Here is an 18,018-nt window from a genome sequence, read left to right on the forward strand (position 1 = left end):
GCGGATGCTGCGCCGCCTCATCGCCGGGCTGGAACTGCTTTCGCCCTCGGCGCTGATGGCGCAGGCCGACAAGGATGCGATCGTCATCACCGGCGTCGTCGATGGCATCGGCGGAGGCGGCGGCATGCAGTCGCGCGGGGAGACGGCGTGGACCAGCTCGGTTCACCTCATCGCGTGGCGCGAAGGCGAAGGCCCGATCCGCACCGAGACGCTGAGGGTCGACATCCCCGACCAGCGCGAAGGCGACCTCGCCAAGTGGGGCTCGGTCTTCCCGGCCCGCAAATTGGTGCGGCTCGCGATCCGCGACGCTGTGCGCGAGGAGAATGGCCGCGCGGTAGCGACCTTGCGCGCGCCGCTGCCCGCCATCGAGGACGCCGCCCTGATCGCTGCCGCCGATCCGCTGCTGAACCCGCCGCCGATCATCGATCCGCAATTCGGCACCTTCACCTCCGATCCGCAGTTTCCCCAGTGGTTCAGGCAGACACGCGACTGGCAGGGGCGCGAGGTCAGCGTGACGCTCGCGCTCGATTACGCCGGCCCGCCCGGCCCAGACGCGCCGCAGCAGGCGCTCAGCACCATGCGCGCGGTGTGGGAGAAGCGCGAGGAGTGGGACGCGCGGATGCGCGAAGCTATCGCGGAAGAGTATTACGAGGTCTGGCTCGATAACTGGCGCGACGAGAATGCGCCGCTGATCGACCGCGAGACATTCAAAGCGCGGTTCGTTCTCGACGACCTGTCATTCGCGCCCGACGGGTCGTTCAACATCATGTTCGGCGACGGCGACCTCTTCTGGGGTCACGGCATGTCGGTGAGCTACGCCCCGCAGGCCGACGCGCTCTATGCCGAGATGTTCGGATGAACCTCACCCTCGCCACCGACGATACCGGCGGGCCGGAGATTTTCGCCTCGTTGCAAGGCGAAGGGCCGAGCGCCGGGATGCCGGTCGCCTTCGTGCGCCTGTCGCGCTGCAACCTTGCCTGCACGTGGTGCGACACGGCTTACACGTGGCGCTTTGAAGGCGATAACAGGCCGCACCGCGACGGCATCGCGTTCGAGCGCAAGGCCAGTCAGGTGACGCTCTCGCCGGAAGAAACCGCTGCGCGGATCGCGGCACTCGGGCAGAAGCGCCTCGTCATCACCGGGGGTGAGCCGCTGCTTCAGGCGGGCGCGCTGGCCGAAATGCTCAGCGCTCTGCCCGACATCGCGGTCGAGATCGAGACCAACGGCACGGTTGCTCCGCCTGCGCGGCTCGATATTCGCGTGGACCAGTACAATGTCAGCCCCAAGCTCGCGCATAGCGGGAACCCTGCCGATCTGGCGCTGATCCCCGAGCGGCTCGACGCATGGGCAGCAGACAGCCGCGCGTTCCTGAAATTCGTGATCGCCAGCTCCGACGACGTTGAGGAGGTGCTGGAACTCCAGCGCCGCTACCGCTTCCGGCCCGAACGGGTGTTCCTGATGGCCGAAGGCACCGACAGCGCCACCCAGCGCGAACGGCAGGCGTGGCTATCCCAGGCGTGCCTCAAGCACGGCTTCCGGATGAGCGACCGGCTGCATATCCACCTCTACGGGGATACGCGGGGGACGTAGTATGTGTGCGTGCCCGCCCCCGCGCGTTTTTTGTGTTCCGCATCGCATCCGCGACGCGAATTCCTCGCTCATGCGACCTGAAGGTCGCGTCGCTGCGGGCGCCCGTTCGGGCTTGCGGTCGCTGGCGCGACCGATTTCAACGCATCCCATTCGTATTGGAATTGGTTCGGCCCGCCGCAGGACGGGCCGCAAGGCCGAAAGGCCGCCCGCAGGCGCCCGGAGCGGAGCGGAGGAATAGCGCCGAGGACGTCCGCGCGGAGGCGCGGTCGCAAACAAGAATCACCCCTGCGCGCGCCAGCGCATCACGACGCGTTCGACCAGTTCCTGCTCGCCGCCGTCCTGGCTCCACAGCTCGACGAAGCTCGGGTCTTCCGAGGCCGGGCGCTTGTATTCCTCAAGCGTGTCGAAGGTCACGCGGATCGGGATGGCGACACCTTCGCCGCAGATGATGCATTCGCGGTTGCGCAGCGCGGGGATTGAATCGAGGAAGCCGCGCGCGCCTTCGGGCATGGCGGCCTTCACGAAGGCCTGGTCGCGGTCGTTGTTGAGACGCATCGAGATGATCGTGCCGCACTGCGAGAGCACGCCTTCGGCAAGGTCGGACGGACGCTGGGTGATGAGGCCCAGCGAAATCCCGTACTTACGGCCTTCCTTGGCGATACGGCTGAGGATCTTGCCGACCGAGGAGCCATCGGCGTTCTTCTCGTTCGGCACGTAGCGGTGGGCTTCTTCGCACACCAGCAGCACTGGACGGGTCTTTTCCTCGCGGCCCCAGATCGCGAAGTCGAACACCAGACGGCTGAGCACCGCAACCACGGTCGAGGTGATGTCCGAAGGCACGCCCGACACGTCGATGATCGAGATCGGCTTGCCGCCGCCCGGCATGCGGAACACCTTGCTGATGAAATCGGTCATCGTATCGCCGACCAGCATGCCGGAGAACATGAACTGGTAGCGCGGATCGGCCTTCAGCTCGTCGAGCTTCTGCTTGATCCGCATATAGGGCGCGGACGAAGTCGCCTTGTCGAGTTTGCCCATCTCGTCCTGCAGGATGTTGCTGAGATCGGACAGCAGATAGGGGATCGGCGAATCCACCGTGATCTTGCCCATCGTCTGCGCCAGCCGGTTGCGGGTGCGCGCGCCGAGGAGGCACTTGGCAAGAATGTCGGAATCGACCTGGCGTTCGTTGCCGCTGCTCGACAGCAGCACTTCGCAGTGTTCCTCGAAGTTCATCAGCCAGTAGGGCATCTGCAGGTTCGAGACGTCGAGGATCTGCCCGGTCTGGCGGAAGGCGGCGGAATATTCGCCGTGCGGGTCGATCATCACGATGTGACCATTGGGCGCGGCCTCGCAGATGCGGTGCAGGATCAGCGCGGCGCTGGTCGATTTACCGGTACCGGTCGAGCCGAGCAGCGCGAAGTGCTTGCCCAGCATCGCGTCGATATAGAGGCCGGCGCGGATGTCCTTGGTCGGGAACACCTTGCCGATGGTGATGCTGGCGCGGCCATCGCTGGCGTAGATCTGTTCGAGATCCTTGGTGGTGGCCGGATAGATCATCGCGCCCGGCACCGGATAACGGGTGACCCCGCGCTTGAACCCGTGGATGCGCCCGGTCAGCTTTTCTTCGGCGCCTTCGCCAAGGAAGTCGATATGGGCGATGATGCCGCTGTCGCTGCGGCGATCCTTGCGCTGGTCGCGCACGCTGGCGAGCAGCCAGGCATCGCCGACGCGGATCTTGATCTGGCTACCCACCTGACCAGCCAGCGCAACCGAGGGATCGGCATCATCCATGCATTCGTTGAGGCGCTGGATATCGAGCGCGATCTGCGAACCCGAGCCGGAAATCTCCAGCACCACGCCGATCGGCAAGCGGGCATTGTCGGGGCCACGGGCCGATGCAGTCGCTGCGCCGGCCTGCGCGTCCGAAGGAGCGCTGCTCGCCGGCTGGTAATCGTGCCTCGGTTGATCGGTCATTTACGGGCTTCCCTGCGCCAAGAATGTCAGGGCAGCAGCGATAGCCAAAGGCGGTTAAGATCGGGTCAACGCTAAGCTTCAGCCACGTTCAGGGGCGGGCGAACAGTCGTCCCGCCACCCAGCCCATGCCAAGCGACAGCGCGATTGCGCCAAGCCCGTAAAGGAACGACCAGCGCTGCGCGGCGCTCACCACCTGGCCTTCCAGCCCGGCCTTGACCACTTCGATCCGCGCGGTTGCGCTTGCCAGCACCCGGCCGCGCGAAATCGCAAAGGTTTCCGCGGTATAGCGTCCGGTGGTGACGTTGGACGGCAGGTTGATGCGGGCCTGATACAGCACCTTCTCGCTGATCCGCACCCCGCCGGGGTTCTCCTGATACAGCCCCTGCCGCTGGCGCAGTTCGACAAGGCCGCGCGCGAAGCGGGCCTGTTCTTCGGGCTCGATCTGGCCCGAAGGGCTGAGCTGGATGAATTCGGTGCCGAGTTCGAAGATCGCGGCGGTGCGTTCATCGACAATCTCTTCGATCGGGCGCGAGGAGGCGACGGCAAAGAACGAGGGCGCGGAGCGGAAATCGGTGTCCGCGGCGTTCATCCAGATGCCCGCGATGCGGTCCTTCTCGCGGATCCGCACCGGCTCGGTCGGGCCTTTGAGCACCACCACGATGTCGTAATCGCCCGCACGCCCGCCGCCTTCGGGATCGACGACCGCGCCGTAGAGCAGCAGCTTCGCGCCGGTGAAGCCCTGCCGCACCTCGATCAGCGACTGGCTGACCGCGGGCACCAGCACCGGTTCGCGCTGGGCGGTCAGCGCCGTCCACGCAACCAGCAGCAGGCACAGGCGCGCGGCGATGTTCACGGCAGCCTGCTCATAGAGGGGTGACCGTGTAGATTTCGTCGGGCTGCACGCCGAGGCCGTAGAGCATCCGCAAGGCGATCACGAGCACCAGCGCGGCGAGTGCGAGCCGCAGGTATTCCGGCCGCGCCTTCAGGGCGATCTGCGTGCCGAACTGCGCGCCCAGCACCGATCCCAGCAGCAGCAGGCCCGCCAGCACCAGATCGACCGCGCGGGTGGTGAGCGCGTGGGTCATCGTCGTCACCATCGTCACGAACAGGATCTGGAACAGCGAGGTGCCGACCACGACATTGCCGCTCATGCCAAGGATGTAGAGCATCGCCGGCACCAGCAGGAACCCGCCGCCGACCCCCATCAGCATCGTCAGTACGCCCACGCCCAGCCCCAGCAGCATCGGCGCGAGCGGCGAGATGTAGAGCCCCGAGGCATAGAACCGCCAGCGATAGGGCAGGCTCGCCACGATCGGATGGTGGCGGCGCTTGCGCACCGGCGCGGCGGCCCGCCCGAGCAGGCCGGGGCGCACCGCGCTGATCGCTTCGCGCATCATCAGCGTTCCGATCGAGCCGAGCATCAGCACGTAGAGGATGCTGATCACCACATCGATCTGGCCGATCGATTGCAGCGCGCGGAACAGCACCGCCCCGATCAGCGCGCCGATGATCCCGCCGCCGACCATCACCGCGCCCATGCGGTAATCGACACCCTTGCGCCGCGAATGGGCGATCACGCCCGATACGCTCGCACCCGTGACCTGCGTCGCGGCCGATGCGGCGGCGACTGTGGGCGGAATGCCGTAGAAGATGAGCAGAGGCGTTGTCAGAAACCCGCCGCCGACCCCGAACAGACCCGACAGGATCCCCGTCAGCCCGCCAAGCAGCACGATGTAGAGGCCGTTGACCGAAAGATTCGCGATGGGCAGGTAGACGTCCATGCCGCAGGGTCTAACCGAGGCAGGCGGGCGATAAAAGCCGCAGGGTCGCGGTAGTTGTTGAACGCGCCCCCTGAGCGATCAGTGCGCTCAGAAATGGGTGGAAAGCGTTGCCGCGATGCCCGATTCCGGCCCGGCGTTACCGGCAACGCGCTCGCGCCAATCGACCGAGAGGCGCGCGGGCACATCGCCGACGCTGAGATCGAGCCGCATGGTCGGCCCCACATCGACCCGCTCGGCATCGCGCTGCGCCCCGCCCCACCCGGCCGCGCCGAGGCTGAGGCGCATCCGGTCATTTGTCGCCCGCGCAACGCCCCCGATTTCGCGGGTAAGGCTCGCCTGCCCGTCGGCAAAGGCTGTACGCGATGCACCGCCGACCCAGCCCGCCTGCCCATAGGCCTCGAACTGCGCGCCCAGCGGCAGCGCGACCGGCGGCAGCTCGGTCACGGCAAAGGCGGCGGGGCGCACTTCGTTGGTGAAGGCGGCGTCGGTATAACGCACCTCGGCCGCCGCGCGCAGCGGCAGGCGGGGGAAGGGCCGCAGCGATGCGCCAAGCGAAACCTCGCTCTCCCCGCGTCGCACCAGCGAGCGGTAGGCGCGGGCGAACAGGCGCGGGTCGCGGCGCGAACCTTCCTGCGCGAGGCGGTACTGAAACACCGCTCCGATCTGGCTCGCGCCGTAGATCGGAACGCGGCCCTGGGAGATCGGGGTCGAATCCGAACCCTGCCGCCAGAACGCCCAGCCATCGACCGACCAGCGCCGCGACTTGCGCCGCGCCGGATCAGCGGCGGGCAGGAAGGGTGCGCTCGTCCGGTCGCCCAGCGCTGATGCATCATCGCGCAGCCCCGCTCCGACCGACGCCGGCCCGCGCGCACCTGCGCGCAGCAGCAGCGCATGGGCCGCGGCAAGCTGCGGGGTGGAAGGTGCCGCACGGCCAAAGCCACGCGGATCGGAGGCGGGAAAGGCCATCGCCATGCCGGTCTCTCCCAGACCGGGGTCAACGCCGCGAAAGCGGATCTGCGGCAGGGTCTGAAGCGGCACGCGGGCGATGGCAGGGCCGCGCAGGGGATTAGTCAGGGCATCGGTCACGCGATCGGATGCGCCTTGCGCGATGGGGCCGATCACCGGCCCCAGAACCGGGGCCAAGGCATCGCGCACCGGCGGAAAGGGGTTCTCCCACCACAGCGCCCGCGCCCCCGTCCATGCCGTCAGCAGCGCGGCGAGCATCACCAGCGGTGCCCCACGCGGGGCCCCACGCGGGACGATGCGGTGGGCCCGCACCGTCATCGCGGTGCCGCTCCGGCCAGCGTCAGCTGCGTCGGGTGGACATCATGCTCGGTCTTGTCCCACGGCGCAGTGCCGCCCAGCAGCGTGCCGACATAGGTGAACACCGCGCGGCGCCCGGCGATGATCGCGATGACATTGGCGAGCGGAATCCGCAGCACCGCCCAAAGCCCCTCGACCACGCCATATTCCCGCATGGTGAAGACTAAGCGGGAGCCGACCCGCCAGACAAAGGCCAGGGTATTGGCCGCCAGCAACAGCTTGAGCACCGGGGTCAGCGGCAGCGGATCGGCGAGGCCCAGCAGGATGCCGATGCCGAGCAGTCCGGTCAGCACCAGCAGCAGATAGCCCGCCAGCAGCACCAACGCGGTCAGCGGCCCGCGCCGGTCGCGCGCCCGCATCCAGCGTTCGATCGCCCCGCCCGACCAGCCGACACGGTCCCAGCCGAGCAGGGCAATGCCCAGCACCCAGCGGCTTTTCTGGCGCACCACGGCGTCGAAGCGGTCGGGAAACAGCGCGCGGGTGGCGATCAGCCGCCCGTCCTCGCCGCGCATCCGCACGAAGCGGCAGCGCCCGCCGGTGGCCGCAATGGCAAGGCCAAGCTCGTAATCCTCGGTCAGTGAATCCTCGGCGAAGGGGCGGCCATCGCCGCGCTTCTCGGCCAGCCGCGCCAGCGCCCGGCGCGATGCCGCACAGCCCACCCCTGCGCCCGGCAGGGCCGCGCGCAGCGCATCGCGCACCACCAGCGCCTTGGCATGGGATTCGGCGAATTCCTCGCAATAATGGCTGCCGATATGCCGCGCGAACCACCCGCGGTGGCGCACCACCAGCGGCTCGACCGGCAGTTGCACGAAATCCGCGCCGGCAGCGACCGTCTCGTCAAGCAGGCCGAGAGCGCCGGGATCGACCAGATCCTCGGCATCGTGGAAGACGACGCTGGTAAAGGCGGTGCCAGAACGCGCCTCGTCGATCGCCAGCGCGGCGTAGAGGCGGTTGAGGCAATCGGCCTTGGTGCTCGGCCCGTCGCGGTCGTGGATCACCAGCCGCAGCCGCGCATCGCCGCGCGCCGTCGCCATGCCCGCTGCCAGCGTCGCGGGGTCATTGCGATAGCAGCCGACATAGAGGCGCAGTTCGGGATGGGGCCAGCTGTCCAGCAGATGGCGGATGGTCTGACCGATCACCGCGGCTTCCTGCCAGGCGGGGATCAGCACCGCGACGGGGCCGTGGAGCTTGCGGCTGCGCAGAACCGCCCGCGAGGCGCGGCGAGTGACGATCCGGCCCGTCGCTTTCAGCCACAGCCAGACCGCATCGACCGCCAAATCGTCGAGTGCACCGAGGAGGAAAAATACCCCCGCGAACAGCAATAATTCATGCTGGAACAGTGAAAGCCACTGCCACAGACCAAGTTCCCCGAAGGACAAGGCGACCCCCCTTCCCCAAGTAAGGTGTCAACCTATTATGCCTTGCCCTTCGGCGCAACAGTGCTTTTTATTTTAGTGGTTTAGGCGCGATTCACCGTTAGCGGCGGGTTAAGCCGCGCGCCTCACCAGGAGCCGACATTGGGCATGCTGACCCAGGGTTCGGCAGGCTCGAGATGGCCTTCCTGAAGCAGCTCGACCGAAATCCCGTCCGGCGATTTGACGAAGGCCATGTGCCCGTCGCGCGGGGGGCGGTGGATGATGTGTCCGGCATCCGCGAGGCGCTGGCAGGTCTCGTAGATATTCTCCACCCGGTAGGCGAGATGCCCGAAATTGCGCCCGCCGGTGTAGTCCTCGGCCGGGCTGCCATCGGCGGGCGGCCAGTTATAGGTCAGCTCGACCTCGGCCACCCCGGCCTGCCCCGGCGCGGCGAGGAAGATCAGCGTGAAGCGCCCGGCCTCGACCTCGAAACGGCGCACTTCCTCAAGCCCGATGAGCTTGAAAAAGGCGACCGTCGCATCGGGATCGGTCACGCGGATCATCGAGTGGAGGTATTTGACCACGGGGCAGGTTCCTTCTCATTCAAACTCGGTTCATCGACGATATTGCACAACTCGTCGCACCAACTCTCTGGGGAGACAATGCGATGAGCGGCGATGATGTGCAACCGGACAATGCGGCTATCAGTGCCTTGAAGGAGCCGAACACCCTGCGCTGGTTTGGCACCGCCGCGATTGTCGCAATCGGCATGGTCGCGGGCGGATACCTGCTCGGCGACGGGCTGCTGCGCGCCAAGAACGCCGAACGCGCTGTGACCGTGCGCGGGCTGGCCGAGCGTAACGTCACCGCCGATCTGGCCACCTGGACGATTTCCTATTCGGCCTCCTCGACCGATCTCGGCGAGGCGCAGGCCAAGGTCCGGCGCGATACGGCCGCGATCGAGGCCTTTTTCAAGGAACTGGGTTTTCCCGCCAGCGCGCTCCAGCCGACCGGCGCCAATGTCTCGAGTTTCACCAACGAAGGGCTGACCACCTACACCGTGCGCCAGCGCCTCGCCCTGCGGACCGAAGACATCGCCCGCGCGCAGAAGGCGGTCGCACGCCAGTTCGATCTGGTCGGGCGCGGCGTGTTTCTCGAGGAAGGTTCGGGCATGGCCTACACCTTCACCAAACTGAACGACATCAAGCCCGCGATGGTCGCCGAAGCCACCCGCGATGCGCGCGCCTCGGCCGAACAGTTCGCCAAGGATTCGCATTCAGGCGTCGGCAAGATCAAGGATGCGACACAGGGCTACTTTGAAATCGAGGCACGCGACGGCGAGGCCGGTGGCTGGGGGATGGCAGACAGTCCGTACAAGAAGGTCCGTGTGGTGACGACGGTGAGCTTCACCCTCGATTGAGGGGAAGTGGTCGCAGCCGAGTTGCCGCCGGTCGCGCGCGCGGGTATGCGGCGCGGCTTGACGGAGCATAGTCGCCAAATCAATCCTCCGTCAGCGCGCCGAGCCTTTGTGGCCCAACCGGAACACCCTTGTCGTCATGCTTGAGCAATTACGCGACTATTTCTGGCCCCGGCCCTCGCCGACCCTGCCCCCGGCGCCGACACCGGTGGTGCCGCGGGGCACGCGCTATTACGTGATTGGCGACATCCACGGGCGGCTGGATCTGTATGACGCGCTGATCGCCAAAATCGAGGAAGAGATCGCGGCGAGCCGCGGAGTTGAAATCCGTATCGTGCTGCTCGGCGATCTGGTCGATCGCGGGCCGGACAGCGCCGGCGTACTTGTGCGCACCCGCGAATGGCAGGCCCACCGCAATGTCCGCGTGCTCGCCGGCAACCACGAGGAGATGTTCCTCGCCGCCTTCGAAAAGCCCGAGGCGCTGCGCCATTTCATCAAGCACGGCGGGCGCGAGACGATCATGAGCTACGGCCTATCGGCCAAGCGCATCGCCACAGTGCCGATCGACGAACTGTTCGAACGCCTGCCCAAGGTCGTCCCGACATGGGTGCGCGATTACATCGCCGGGTTCGAAAACATGATCATCGCGGGCGATTACGTCTTCGTCCATGCCGGGATCGACCCGGAGCTGCCGCTCGACCAACAGAAGCGCAGCGATCTGCGCTGGATCCGCGACCGCTTTCTCAAGCACGAAGGCTCGCTCGAAAAGGTTGTGGTGCACGGCCATACCATTTTTGAACAGGTCACGGATTGTGGCAACCGGATCGGCATTGATACTGGCGCCTTCCGTTCGGGTGTGCTTACAGCCCTGGTGCTGGAAGGCGACCAGCGACGCATTCTCCAGGCCTGCGCCACCGGCGATGGCCAGATCGAAGTGGTTGAAGGTGAGCGGCAACGCTGACCGCGCGGGTCGCCAAGGGCCTAATTCTGATGTCGCTTAGGGGCAGGTGTTCATGAAGATTGCAATGGTGGGTTCGGGCTATGTCGGCCTTGTGTCCGGGGCATGCTTTGCCGATTTCGGTCACGATGTCGTGTGCATCGACAAGGATCAGGGCAAGATCGATCGCCTGCACGCCGGGATTATGCCGATCTACGAGCCTGGCCTCGATGCGCTGGTCGAAAACAATGTGAAGGCCGGCCGCCTCAGCTTCACCACCTCGCTCGCCGAGGGGATCAGGCAAGCGGACGCGATCTTCATCGCGGTCGGCACCCCCAGCCGCCGGGGCGATGGCCATGCCGATCTCACCTTCGTCTATGCCGTGGCGCAGGAAGTGGGCGAGAACCTCGCCAATGACGCGGTGATCGTCACCAAGTCGACCGTGCCCGTCGGCACCGGCGACGAGGTTGAACGGATCATCCGCGAAACCGGCACGAAACAGCGTTTCTCGGTCGTCTCGAATCCCGAATTCCTGCGCGAAGGCGCGGCCATCGGCGATTTCAAGCGCCCCGACCGTATCGTCATCGGCGCCGAGGACGAGTTCGGCCGCGAGGTGATGCGCGAAGTCTATCGCCCGCTGTTCCTCAATGAATCGCCGATCCTGTTCACCTCGCGCCGCACCAGCGAGCTGATCAAGTACGCCGCCAACGCCTTCCTTGCGACCAAGATCACCTTCATCAACGAGATGGCCGATCTGTGCGAGAAGGTCGGCGCGAATGTGCAGGACGTGTCGCGCGGGATCGGGATGGACAACCGCATCGGTTCCAAGTTCCTCCACGCCGGCCCCGGCTATGGCGGCAGCTGCTTCCCCAAGGATACGCTCGCGCTGCTCAAGACCGCCGAGGATTACGACAGCCCGACCCGGATCGTCGAGGCGGTGGTCAAGGTCAACGACAGCCGCAAGCGCGCGATGGGCCGCAAGGTCGTGGACGCGCTCGGCGGGATCGAGGCGGCGCGCGGCAAGAAGGCCGCGCTGCTCGGCCTGACCTTCAAGCCCAACACCGACGATATGCGCGACAGCCCCTCGATCGCGGTGGCGCAGACGCTGATGGACGCGGGCGTGGCCGTGGCCGCCTATGATCCCGAAGGCATGGAGCAGGCCGCGCCGCTGCTGCCGGGTGTCACCATGTGCGAAAGCCCCTATGCCGCCATCGAAGATGCCGACGTGGTGGTGATCGTGACCGAATGGGACGCCTTCCGCGCGCTCGACCTGAAGCGCGTCAAGGAGCTGGCCAAAGCGCCGGTGATGGTCGACCTCAGGAACATCTACAACCCCGACGACATGCGCGCAGCGGGCTTTGCCTATACGAGTGTGGGAAGAAGCTAGGCACCCGCCCCGGGCCTGACCCGAGGCCCCGCTGCCTTTGTGTGCGAACGCGCCTCCGCGCGTTCGTCCTCGGTGCTGTTTCCTTCGCTACGCTCCGGAGCACCTGCGGCTCGCGCGCGTGCGCTCGCGGCTCGTCCGCTGGCGAGCCGGACCAGCAATGCAAGATACGTCAACGCGGGCTGAGATCGATCCCCCCATCGAAGCTCGCCCGCGCGCCGCAACTGATGAACTCGCTCGCCTCCTCGGACGTATCGCCCATGTTGCCGCTGTAGCGCAGCACGATCCGCCGTCCCTCGATGCGGAACAGCGGCACCTTGCGGCCACCCTCGCCGGTCGCGCTCCACCAGCCGGTCGCGGGATCGAAGCGGGTCGCCTCTGCGCCCAGACCGCAGGAATGGGCGTTCGCCCCGACCGCGAAGCCTTCAACCGCAAGGCTGCCATCGGGATTGCCCGTCAGCGTGATGCTCTGCCTGCCCGCCGCCCGCAGCGCCGGCAGGATGCGCGTGTAGAGTTCGCCCGTCCGCATCGCCTCGGGCAGGGGCAGGGGATCATCGTCATAGGTCACGCTGGCGCCGGGACGCAGCGCGATGCCGGGGCCGAGCGCGCCGCGCAGCACCGCGATCCGCGCCTGATAAAGGTCGGCGATGCACCCCCCGTCATCCCCGCACTTCGCCCGCGCGGCGAGCCATCGGCGCTGCGCGGCCAGATCGCCCTTCCCTGCCGCCCGCGCCGCCGCCCATGCATCGGCAAGGTCGCGGTCGAGCGCGCGCAGGCCGGATTCGTACTCGCCGCAAAGCAGCTTCTCCACCGGCGCGGCCGCCTTGGCGCAATCGAACGAGGGGCGATCATCGTTCGCCCGTTGCTCGGCGCGGGTCGCGTCGATCAGCGCGCGCGCTTCGGCGGCGGTGATGGCGACGACGACCGGCTCTTGCGGCGCTTGGTCCGGTTCGCTCGGATAGGGCGAGGTGAAGCTGTCCGCCAAGCGCAACCCGCGGGTGATCCGCGCTTCTTCAAGATAGAAGAGCGAGGTTGGAGAGACGATCGCATCGTCCAGCACCGCGCCCGCGATGGCCTTCGGGTCCCATAGCCCCAGACTGCTTAGATCGGCTCCGGTCAGGTCGGCCCCGACAAAATCGGGCGGGCCATTGACGCACCACACATCGATGGTGATGCCGCAGGCGAAGCTTGCGCCCGCGAGGTTCGCGGCGCGCAAGGACACGCCATCGAAATCCGCGCCCTGCCGGGCCGCGACAAAGCGCAGCCCCGAAAGGTCGGCGCCGGTGAAATCGCTGCCCTGCAAATTGACGCCGTGGGTGGACAGCCCCGGCCAGCGCGCACGAGCGGCCTTGGCTCCGGTGAAGTCGATGTTCACCAGCCGCAGGCCGGGGATCGTGGTGCCTTCCCAATGGGTGCCGTCCAGCTCGGTTTCGACAAGGCAGGCATTGGCGAGCAGCGGTGCGAGAGCGCGCATATCGGCCCCGCTGAAACTGCCGCCACGCACCACGCGGCGCTTCCCCGCAGGGGCAGCTTTGAGGGCATCGGCAAGGTCGGTGAGCGAATACATTTCGCGCGCGTCGATCATCGCCCAGCCCCCGCGCACGGCGGCGGCATCCTCGCCGGGCAGCGCGCAGAGATCGGTGGCAGGCGGGTCTTCGGGGAGCGTGGCCTCTCGCGCAGCAAGTGCGAGCGCGGCGGCGAGCGTGAACATTGGCGGCAAGTCCTCCCGATCAATGGTTTACGCTATGGGACAGCGTGCAGGAAACAGGAAAAGCGCGGCCCCGGGTCAAGCCCGGGGCGGGGAGAGACGCTCAAGTATCAGGGTGATCCGGCCCTCAGGGCCGCGAGGCCACGCGGCCGAGCCGCAGCGGGTCCGTAGCGAAGCGAAGGAAACAGCAGCGAGGACGCTCGCCCGGAGGGGCGAGCGAAACATTAAACAACATCAGGGGGCCATCATAAGCCGGGTTCTGTCTCCGCGCGCGATCTGCCCGAAGGCATCAGCCGCGCGGTAGCAGCCATTCATCTGGGCGGCGGATTGCTCCGACGCTCTAGCAGCCAACCCGGGTCTCTCGGCGCGAAACACGCCTACCCTTCTTGCGAAAGGCGCGAGACCCCTATTCGGCCTTGCTCCGGGTGGGGTTTGCCATGCGGTTGCCGTTGCCGGCCCCCCGGTGCGCTCTTACCGCACCCTTTCACCCTTGCCTGTGCGCCCGAAGGAGCCATCGGCGGTTTGCTCTCTGTGGCACTTTCCCTTGCGCCCCCGAAAGGACGCCGGCGGGCGTTACCCGCCACCCTTGTTTCGTGGAGCCCGGACTTTCCTCGCGCTTTCGCACGCGGCTGCCTCAGGCCCCCTGACGCGAGCGCATATAGGGCTGCACTGAGGAAATAGCAAAGTTACCGCGTCCGTCCCTGATCGCGGTCGAGCAGCAATTGCCACAGGATCGCGGCGATCTCGCCATCGGGGATGCCGGTGATGTGTTCGGGCCGCCAGCGCCGCTCGAACGCCTCGACCGCCTTCGCCTGATCGGTAATGTCGTAACCGAAGCGTTCCAGCGCGAGGAAGAACGAGCCTTCGTTGTGGAACGGGTTGCCGGCCGCAAGGCAGGTCGGACGCGGCAGGCACAGGCGGTACTCGGCGAGGCGGTCCCACGGAAACAGCTCGCCCGGGTCCACCTTGCGCATCGGCGCAACATCGGAATGGCCGACGACATTGGCGCGCGGAATGTCATAGGTCTTCACGATCCGCGCCAGCAGCGGGATCAGCGCATCGATCTGGGCATCGGCAAACCCACGATAGCCAAGACCGTGGCCGGGGTGATCGAGCTCGATCCCGATGCTCGCGGAGTTCACATCGGGAATGCCGCGCCAGTAGCTCGCGCCTGCGTGCCACGCGCGGCGATCCTCGGGCACCAGCCGGATGACCTCGCCTTCCTCGGTGATGCAGTAATGCGCGCTGACCGAGGATTCCGGATCGCACATCCGTTCCAGCGCGGCTTCGACCGGCTTCATCTCGGTGTAGTGCAACACCACCATGCTGACGGGAAGCGTCCGCTCGCCATGGTTGGGCGAGGGAACCTCGCGGTGGATCAGTTCGTCGCCCTCTATGCCCCCCGACATCGCGGCGATTACCCGATCATGCCCTCAGGCTCGGGCAGCACCGCGCCCAAGACCAGCGCGCCATCGCCGAGCTTGTACTGGAGGCCGCCTTCCATCTCCTCGGCGAGCACCGCGATCATGTGCGCGGCCGCCGTGCGGCTGGTGATCTCGCCTTCATCGAGATCGCCCTGGAGCGCGCGGCCGATGGTCTCGTCAAAGGCGATCCGGTCGCCCCGCGCACGCGCCACGATCTCGACCGCGCCCTCACGCCGTTCGGCCCCGATATCGAGCGTGCCGCCGCGCACCAGCGCATCGATCGCGATCTGCGCAAGGTTGAGCAGCACCTTGACCGCAGGCTTGGGCAGGCTCGGTTCGGCAATCGCCCAGTGCACTTCGACCCGCTTGGCATTGGCGGCGAGCGCATCGATCACCGCCTTGGCTTCCTCGACCGGGATCGCCTCGCCGAAGCCGCCAGCCGCGCCGAATGCGAGGCGGAAGAACTTCAGCTTGTCGGTGCTGGTGCGCGCCGATTGTTCGAGCAGCTCCACCACCCGCGCGCGCATTTCGGGGTCTTTCTCGTCGGCGAGCAGTTCGAGCCCGTTGGCGAGCGCCCCCACCGGCGAGAGCAAATCATGGCACAGGCGCGAACACAGCATCGCGGCAAGATCGGTCTGGGAAATCATGCGCTAACCCTAGCCATCGATCACCGCAAAGGAAAGTGCGCTGAAGCCCGCTTCCCCGTCCCGCCAGAACGTCACGTCGTCGCCTGCAAGGATCGCCCACACCCGCCCGTCACCCGAAGCCGAGGCGCGGTCGGTGGCAGAGGGCGCAGCGGTGCCCACAGGGTGCGAGTGGAAGTAGCCGATCACCTGCGGAGCGCCCGCGTGGCGCGCGGCGCGGTGGGCATCGATCAGCGCCTGCGGATCGATCTCGAAATGGGTCTGCGGGGTCGGATGGACATTGGCGGCGGGGCGCGCTTCGGAAATGCACCCGCCCTCCCCCATCAGCATCCCGCACGCCTCGCGCGGGTGCGCAGCAGCAGCAGCAGCGCGCATCTGGCCAAGGGCCTCACTTGTCACTTCGATATCCATCGCGCATGGCCATACCATGTCCGAACCCGAAATCATCACCGGCACGATCCCTGCTCCCGCCCGCCTCGACAAGGCGCTGGCCGAAGCGACGGGGCTCAGCCGCGCGCGGGTGCAGGGGTTGATTGACGAGGGCCGCGTCGATGTGGCGGGCAATACCGCGACCGCCGCTTCGATGAAAGTTGCCGCCGACACCCCGTTCCGCATCATCCTTGCCGCCGCCATGCCGGCCGAGGCGCTGCCGGAGGATATCCCGCTCACCATCGCCTACGAGGACGCGCATCTGATCGTGGTCGACAAACCGGCGGGGATGGTCGTGCACCCGGCGGTGGGGAACATCACCGGCACGCTGGTCAATGCGCTGCTGCACCACTGCCGCGGTAACCTCTCAGGCATCAACGGGGTCGCACGGCCCGGGATCGTCCACCGGATCGACAAGGACACGTCAGGGCTCTTGGTGGTCGCCAAATCCGATGCCGCGCATGAAGGCCTTGCCGTGCAGTTCGCCGCGCACACCGTCCACCGCCGCTATATCGCGGTCTGCGCCGGCCACCCCTCCCCGTCCGAAGGCACGATCAATGCGCGCGTCGGACGATCGGACGCGGACCGAAAGAAAATGACGGTGCTCCCCAACATTTCCTCGCGCGGCAAAACCGCGATCACCCATTACAAGGTGACCGAGAGGCTGGATGAAGCCGCCGTGATCGAATGCCGGCTGGAAACCGGGCGCACCCACCAGGTGCGCGTTCACTGTGCGTCAATCGGCCATCCGCTATTGGGAGACCCTGCCTATGGCCGTACACCCAAATCCTTGCGCCCGTGCCTCGAACGACTCGGGTTTGCGCGTCAGGCGCTGCACGCCGCCGAACTGGGGTTCGTGCACCCCGTGACCGGCGAAACACTGCGGTTTCAGAGCGATCTGCCGCAAGACATGATGGAACTTATCGACCAACTGCGAATTTCTAATCGATGAAAAGCGCTGAACTGCGCGTGCAAATGGTCTATATGTAACCCCGTGGCCCAGAGCGACGGATGCCCATCAGGGGTCCTCGACAAGCGGTCGACACGAGAAAGGTTAGGTAACCAGTGACCAAGTCCAAGACCAATACGGTCCCGGCGCTGAGCGGTGAGCAGAGCCTCAATCGCTATCTTGCCGAGATCCGCAAGTTTCCCGTGCTGACGGCCGAGCAGGAATACATGCTCGCCAAGCGCTACCAGGAACACGAGGATCCCGAAGCTGCCGCGCAGCTCGTTTCCAGCCACCTGCGGCTCGTCGCGAAGATCGCGATGGGTTACCGCGGCTATGGCCTGCCCGTCGCCGATCTGATTTCGGAAGGCAATGTCGGCCTGATGCAGGGCGTCAAGAAGTTCGAACCCGATCGCGGCTTCCGCCTCGCGACCTACGCGATGTGGTGGATCAAGGCCTCGATCCAGGAATACATCCTGCGTTCGTGGAGCCTCGTGAAGATGGGCACCACCGCCGCGCAGAAGAAGCTGTTCTTCAACCTGCGCCGGATGAAGAAGAACCTCGATGCTTACGAGGATTCCGATCTTCACCCCGACGATGTGACCAAGATCGCGACCGATCTCGGCGTGCCCGAGCAGGAAGTCGTCAACATGAACCGGCGGATGATGATGGGCGGCGACGGCTCGCTCAACACGCCGATGCGTGCGGGCGAGGAAGGTTCGGGCGAATGGCAGGACTGGCTGACCGACGATCGTCCGCTGCAGGACGAAACCGTCGCCGAGGCCGAAGAATCGCAGATGCGCCACGAAATGCTGGCCGAAGCGATGAACAGCCTCAACGAGCGCGAGCGCCACATCCTCACCGAACGCCGGTTGAGCGACAAGCCGCAGACGCTCGAGGAGCTGAGCCAGGAATACGACGTCAGCCGCGAACGCATCCGCCAGATCGAAGTGCGCGCCTTTGAAAAGCTGCAAAAGGCGATGCAGCGGATCGCGGGCGAACGCCTGCTGCCGGGCGTCGCGTAACACGGGAAAAGTAGGAAGGGGCCAGGCTGCGCTTGACCCCTTCTAGACCCCCCTTAGACCCCCTCTAGGCCCCTCTTGCCT

At 66.5% G+C, this 18,018-nt stretch carries 17 protein-coding genes and 1 other RNA gene; 7 read left to right on the top strand and 11 right to left on the bottom strand.

What is annotated here, in order from left to right:
• Positions 1–4 precede the first annotated feature (4 nt).
• The gene (locus tag BG023_RS13500; protein ID WP_069310901.1) at positions 5–859 is read left to right on the top strand and encodes a DUF2262 domain-containing protein; all 855 of its coding nucleotides are present in this window, start codon (positions 5–7) and stop codon (positions 857–859) included.
• A complete protein-coding gene (locus BG023_RS13505) occupies positions 856–1,590 on the top strand; it encodes a 7-carboxy-7-deazaguanine synthase QueE (protein ID WP_069310902.1) in 735 nt (244 codons plus the stop codon). The genes BG023_RS13500 and BG023_RS13505 overlap by 4 nt, the downstream gene beginning before the upstream one ends.
• Before the next feature lie 279 nt (positions 1,591–1,869).
• On the opposite strand, the gene BG023_RS13510 is transcribed toward BG023_RS13505, so the two are convergent.
• The 6 genes from BG023_RS13510 to BG023_RS13535 form a co-directional block, all read right to left on the bottom strand.
• Positions 1,870–3,564 carry an ATP-binding protein gene (locus tag BG023_RS13510; protein WP_069310903.1) on the bottom strand — a complete coding sequence of 565 codons (1,695 nt, stop codon included), beginning with the start codon at positions 3,562–3,564 and terminating at the stop codon, positions 1,870–1,872.
• Positions 3,565–3,652: 88 nt separating this feature from the next.
• Positions 3,653–4,417, bottom strand: coding sequence for a TIGR02186 family protein (locus BG023_RS13515; protein ID WP_069310904.1), 765 nt, complete (start codon positions 4,415–4,417; stop codon positions 3,653–3,655).
• A 10-nt stretch (positions 4,418–4,427) separates the two neighbouring features.
• Positions 4,428–5,345, bottom strand: a complete 918-nt coding sequence (locus BG023_RS13520) for a sulfite exporter TauE/SafE family protein (protein ID WP_069310905.1) — start codon at positions 5,343–5,345, stop codon at positions 4,428–4,430.
• Between the two features lie 87 nt (positions 5,346–5,432).
• The gene (locus BG023_RS13525) at positions 5,433–6,629 is read right to left on the bottom strand and encodes a hypothetical protein (RefSeq protein WP_150122884.1); all 1,197 of its coding nucleotides are present in this window, start codon (positions 6,627–6,629) and stop codon (positions 5,433–5,435) included.
• Entirely contained in the window at positions 6,626–8,047 is a 1,422-nt protein-coding gene (locus BG023_RS13530) for a glycosyl transferase family protein (protein WP_069310907.1), read from the bottom strand. The genes BG023_RS13525 and BG023_RS13530 overlap by 4 nt, the downstream gene beginning before the upstream one ends.
• 122 nt (positions 8,048–8,169) lie before the next feature.
• Entirely contained in the window at positions 8,170–8,607 is a 438-nt protein-coding gene (locus tag BG023_RS13535) for a VOC family protein (protein WP_069310908.1), read from the bottom strand.
• A gap of 83 nt (positions 8,608–8,690) precedes the next feature.
• Here BG023_RS13535 and BG023_RS13540 point away from each other — a divergent pair, with 83 nt between their 5' ends.
• From BG023_RS13540 to BG023_RS13550, 3 genes are all read left to right on the top strand, one after another.
• On the top strand, positions 8,691–9,443 hold the full coding sequence (locus BG023_RS13540) for an SIMPL domain-containing protein (RefSeq protein WP_069310909.1): 753 nt from the start codon (positions 8,691–8,693) through the stop codon (positions 9,441–9,443).
• A 136-nt stretch (positions 9,444–9,579) separates the two neighbouring features.
• Complete coding sequence (locus tag BG023_RS13545) at positions 9,580–10,401, top strand: metallophosphoesterase family protein (protein ID WP_083234708.1); 822 nt, start codon at positions 9,580–9,582, stop codon at positions 10,399–10,401.
• A 52-nt stretch (positions 10,402–10,453) separates the two neighbouring features.
• Positions 10,454–11,764: a UDP-glucose dehydrogenase family protein gene (locus BG023_RS13550; RefSeq protein WP_069310910.1), complete on the top strand. Its 1,311-nt coding sequence runs from the start codon at positions 10,454–10,456 to the stop codon at positions 11,762–11,764.
• Between the two features lie 169 nt (positions 11,765–11,933).
• Here BG023_RS13550 and BG023_RS13555 read toward each other — a convergent pair whose 3' ends face one another.
• The 5 genes from BG023_RS13555 to BG023_RS13575 all read right to left on the bottom strand — a co-directional run bounded on the left by BG023_RS13555 (position 11,934) and on the right by BG023_RS13575 (position 15,984).
• Complete coding sequence (locus BG023_RS13555; RefSeq protein WP_069310911.1) at positions 11,934–13,472, bottom strand: pentapeptide repeat-containing protein; 1,539 nt, start codon at positions 13,470–13,472, stop codon at positions 11,934–11,936.
• Positions 13,473–13,699: 227 nt separating this feature from the next.
• Positions 13,700–14,116: RNase P RNA component class A (rnpB, locus tag BG023_RS13560), an RNA gene on the bottom strand.
• A 39-nt stretch (positions 14,117–14,155) separates the two neighbouring features.
• Positions 14,156–14,878, bottom strand: coding sequence for an N-acetylmuramoyl-L-alanine amidase (locus BG023_RS13565; RefSeq protein ID WP_069310912.1), 723 nt, complete (start codon positions 14,876–14,878; stop codon positions 14,156–14,158).
• 8 nt (positions 14,879–14,886) lie between these two features.
• Positions 14,887–15,540, bottom strand: a complete 654-nt coding sequence (locus tag BG023_RS13570; protein WP_069310913.1) for a histidine phosphotransferase family protein — start codon at positions 15,538–15,540, stop codon at positions 14,887–14,889.
• Positions 15,541–15,549: 9 nt separating this feature from the next.
• Positions 15,550–15,984, bottom strand: coding sequence for a M67 family metallopeptidase (locus BG023_RS13575; RefSeq protein ID WP_335673851.1), 435 nt, complete (start codon positions 15,982–15,984; stop codon positions 15,550–15,552).
• Here BG023_RS13575 and BG023_RS13580 point away from each other — a divergent pair.
• Positions 15,965–16,918: an RluA family pseudouridine synthase gene (locus BG023_RS13580; RefSeq protein ID WP_069310915.1), complete on the top strand. Its 954-nt coding sequence runs from the start codon at positions 15,965–15,967 to the stop codon at positions 16,916–16,918. The two genes, BG023_RS13575 and BG023_RS13580, sit on opposite strands and share 20 nt — an antisense overlap.
• Before the next feature lie 113 nt (positions 16,919–17,031).
• Positions 17,032–17,937, top strand: coding sequence for an RNA polymerase sigma factor RpoH (gene rpoH, locus BG023_RS13585; RefSeq protein ID WP_083234709.1), 906 nt, complete (start codon positions 17,032–17,034; stop codon positions 17,935–17,937).
• Positions 17,938–18,018 lie beyond the last annotated feature (81 nt).

This window comes from Porphyrobacter sp. LM 6 (genome assembly GCF_001720465.1).
In the GTDB taxonomy this organism is placed as follows: domain Bacteria; phylum Pseudomonadota; class Alphaproteobacteria; order Sphingomonadales; family Sphingomonadaceae; genus Erythrobacter.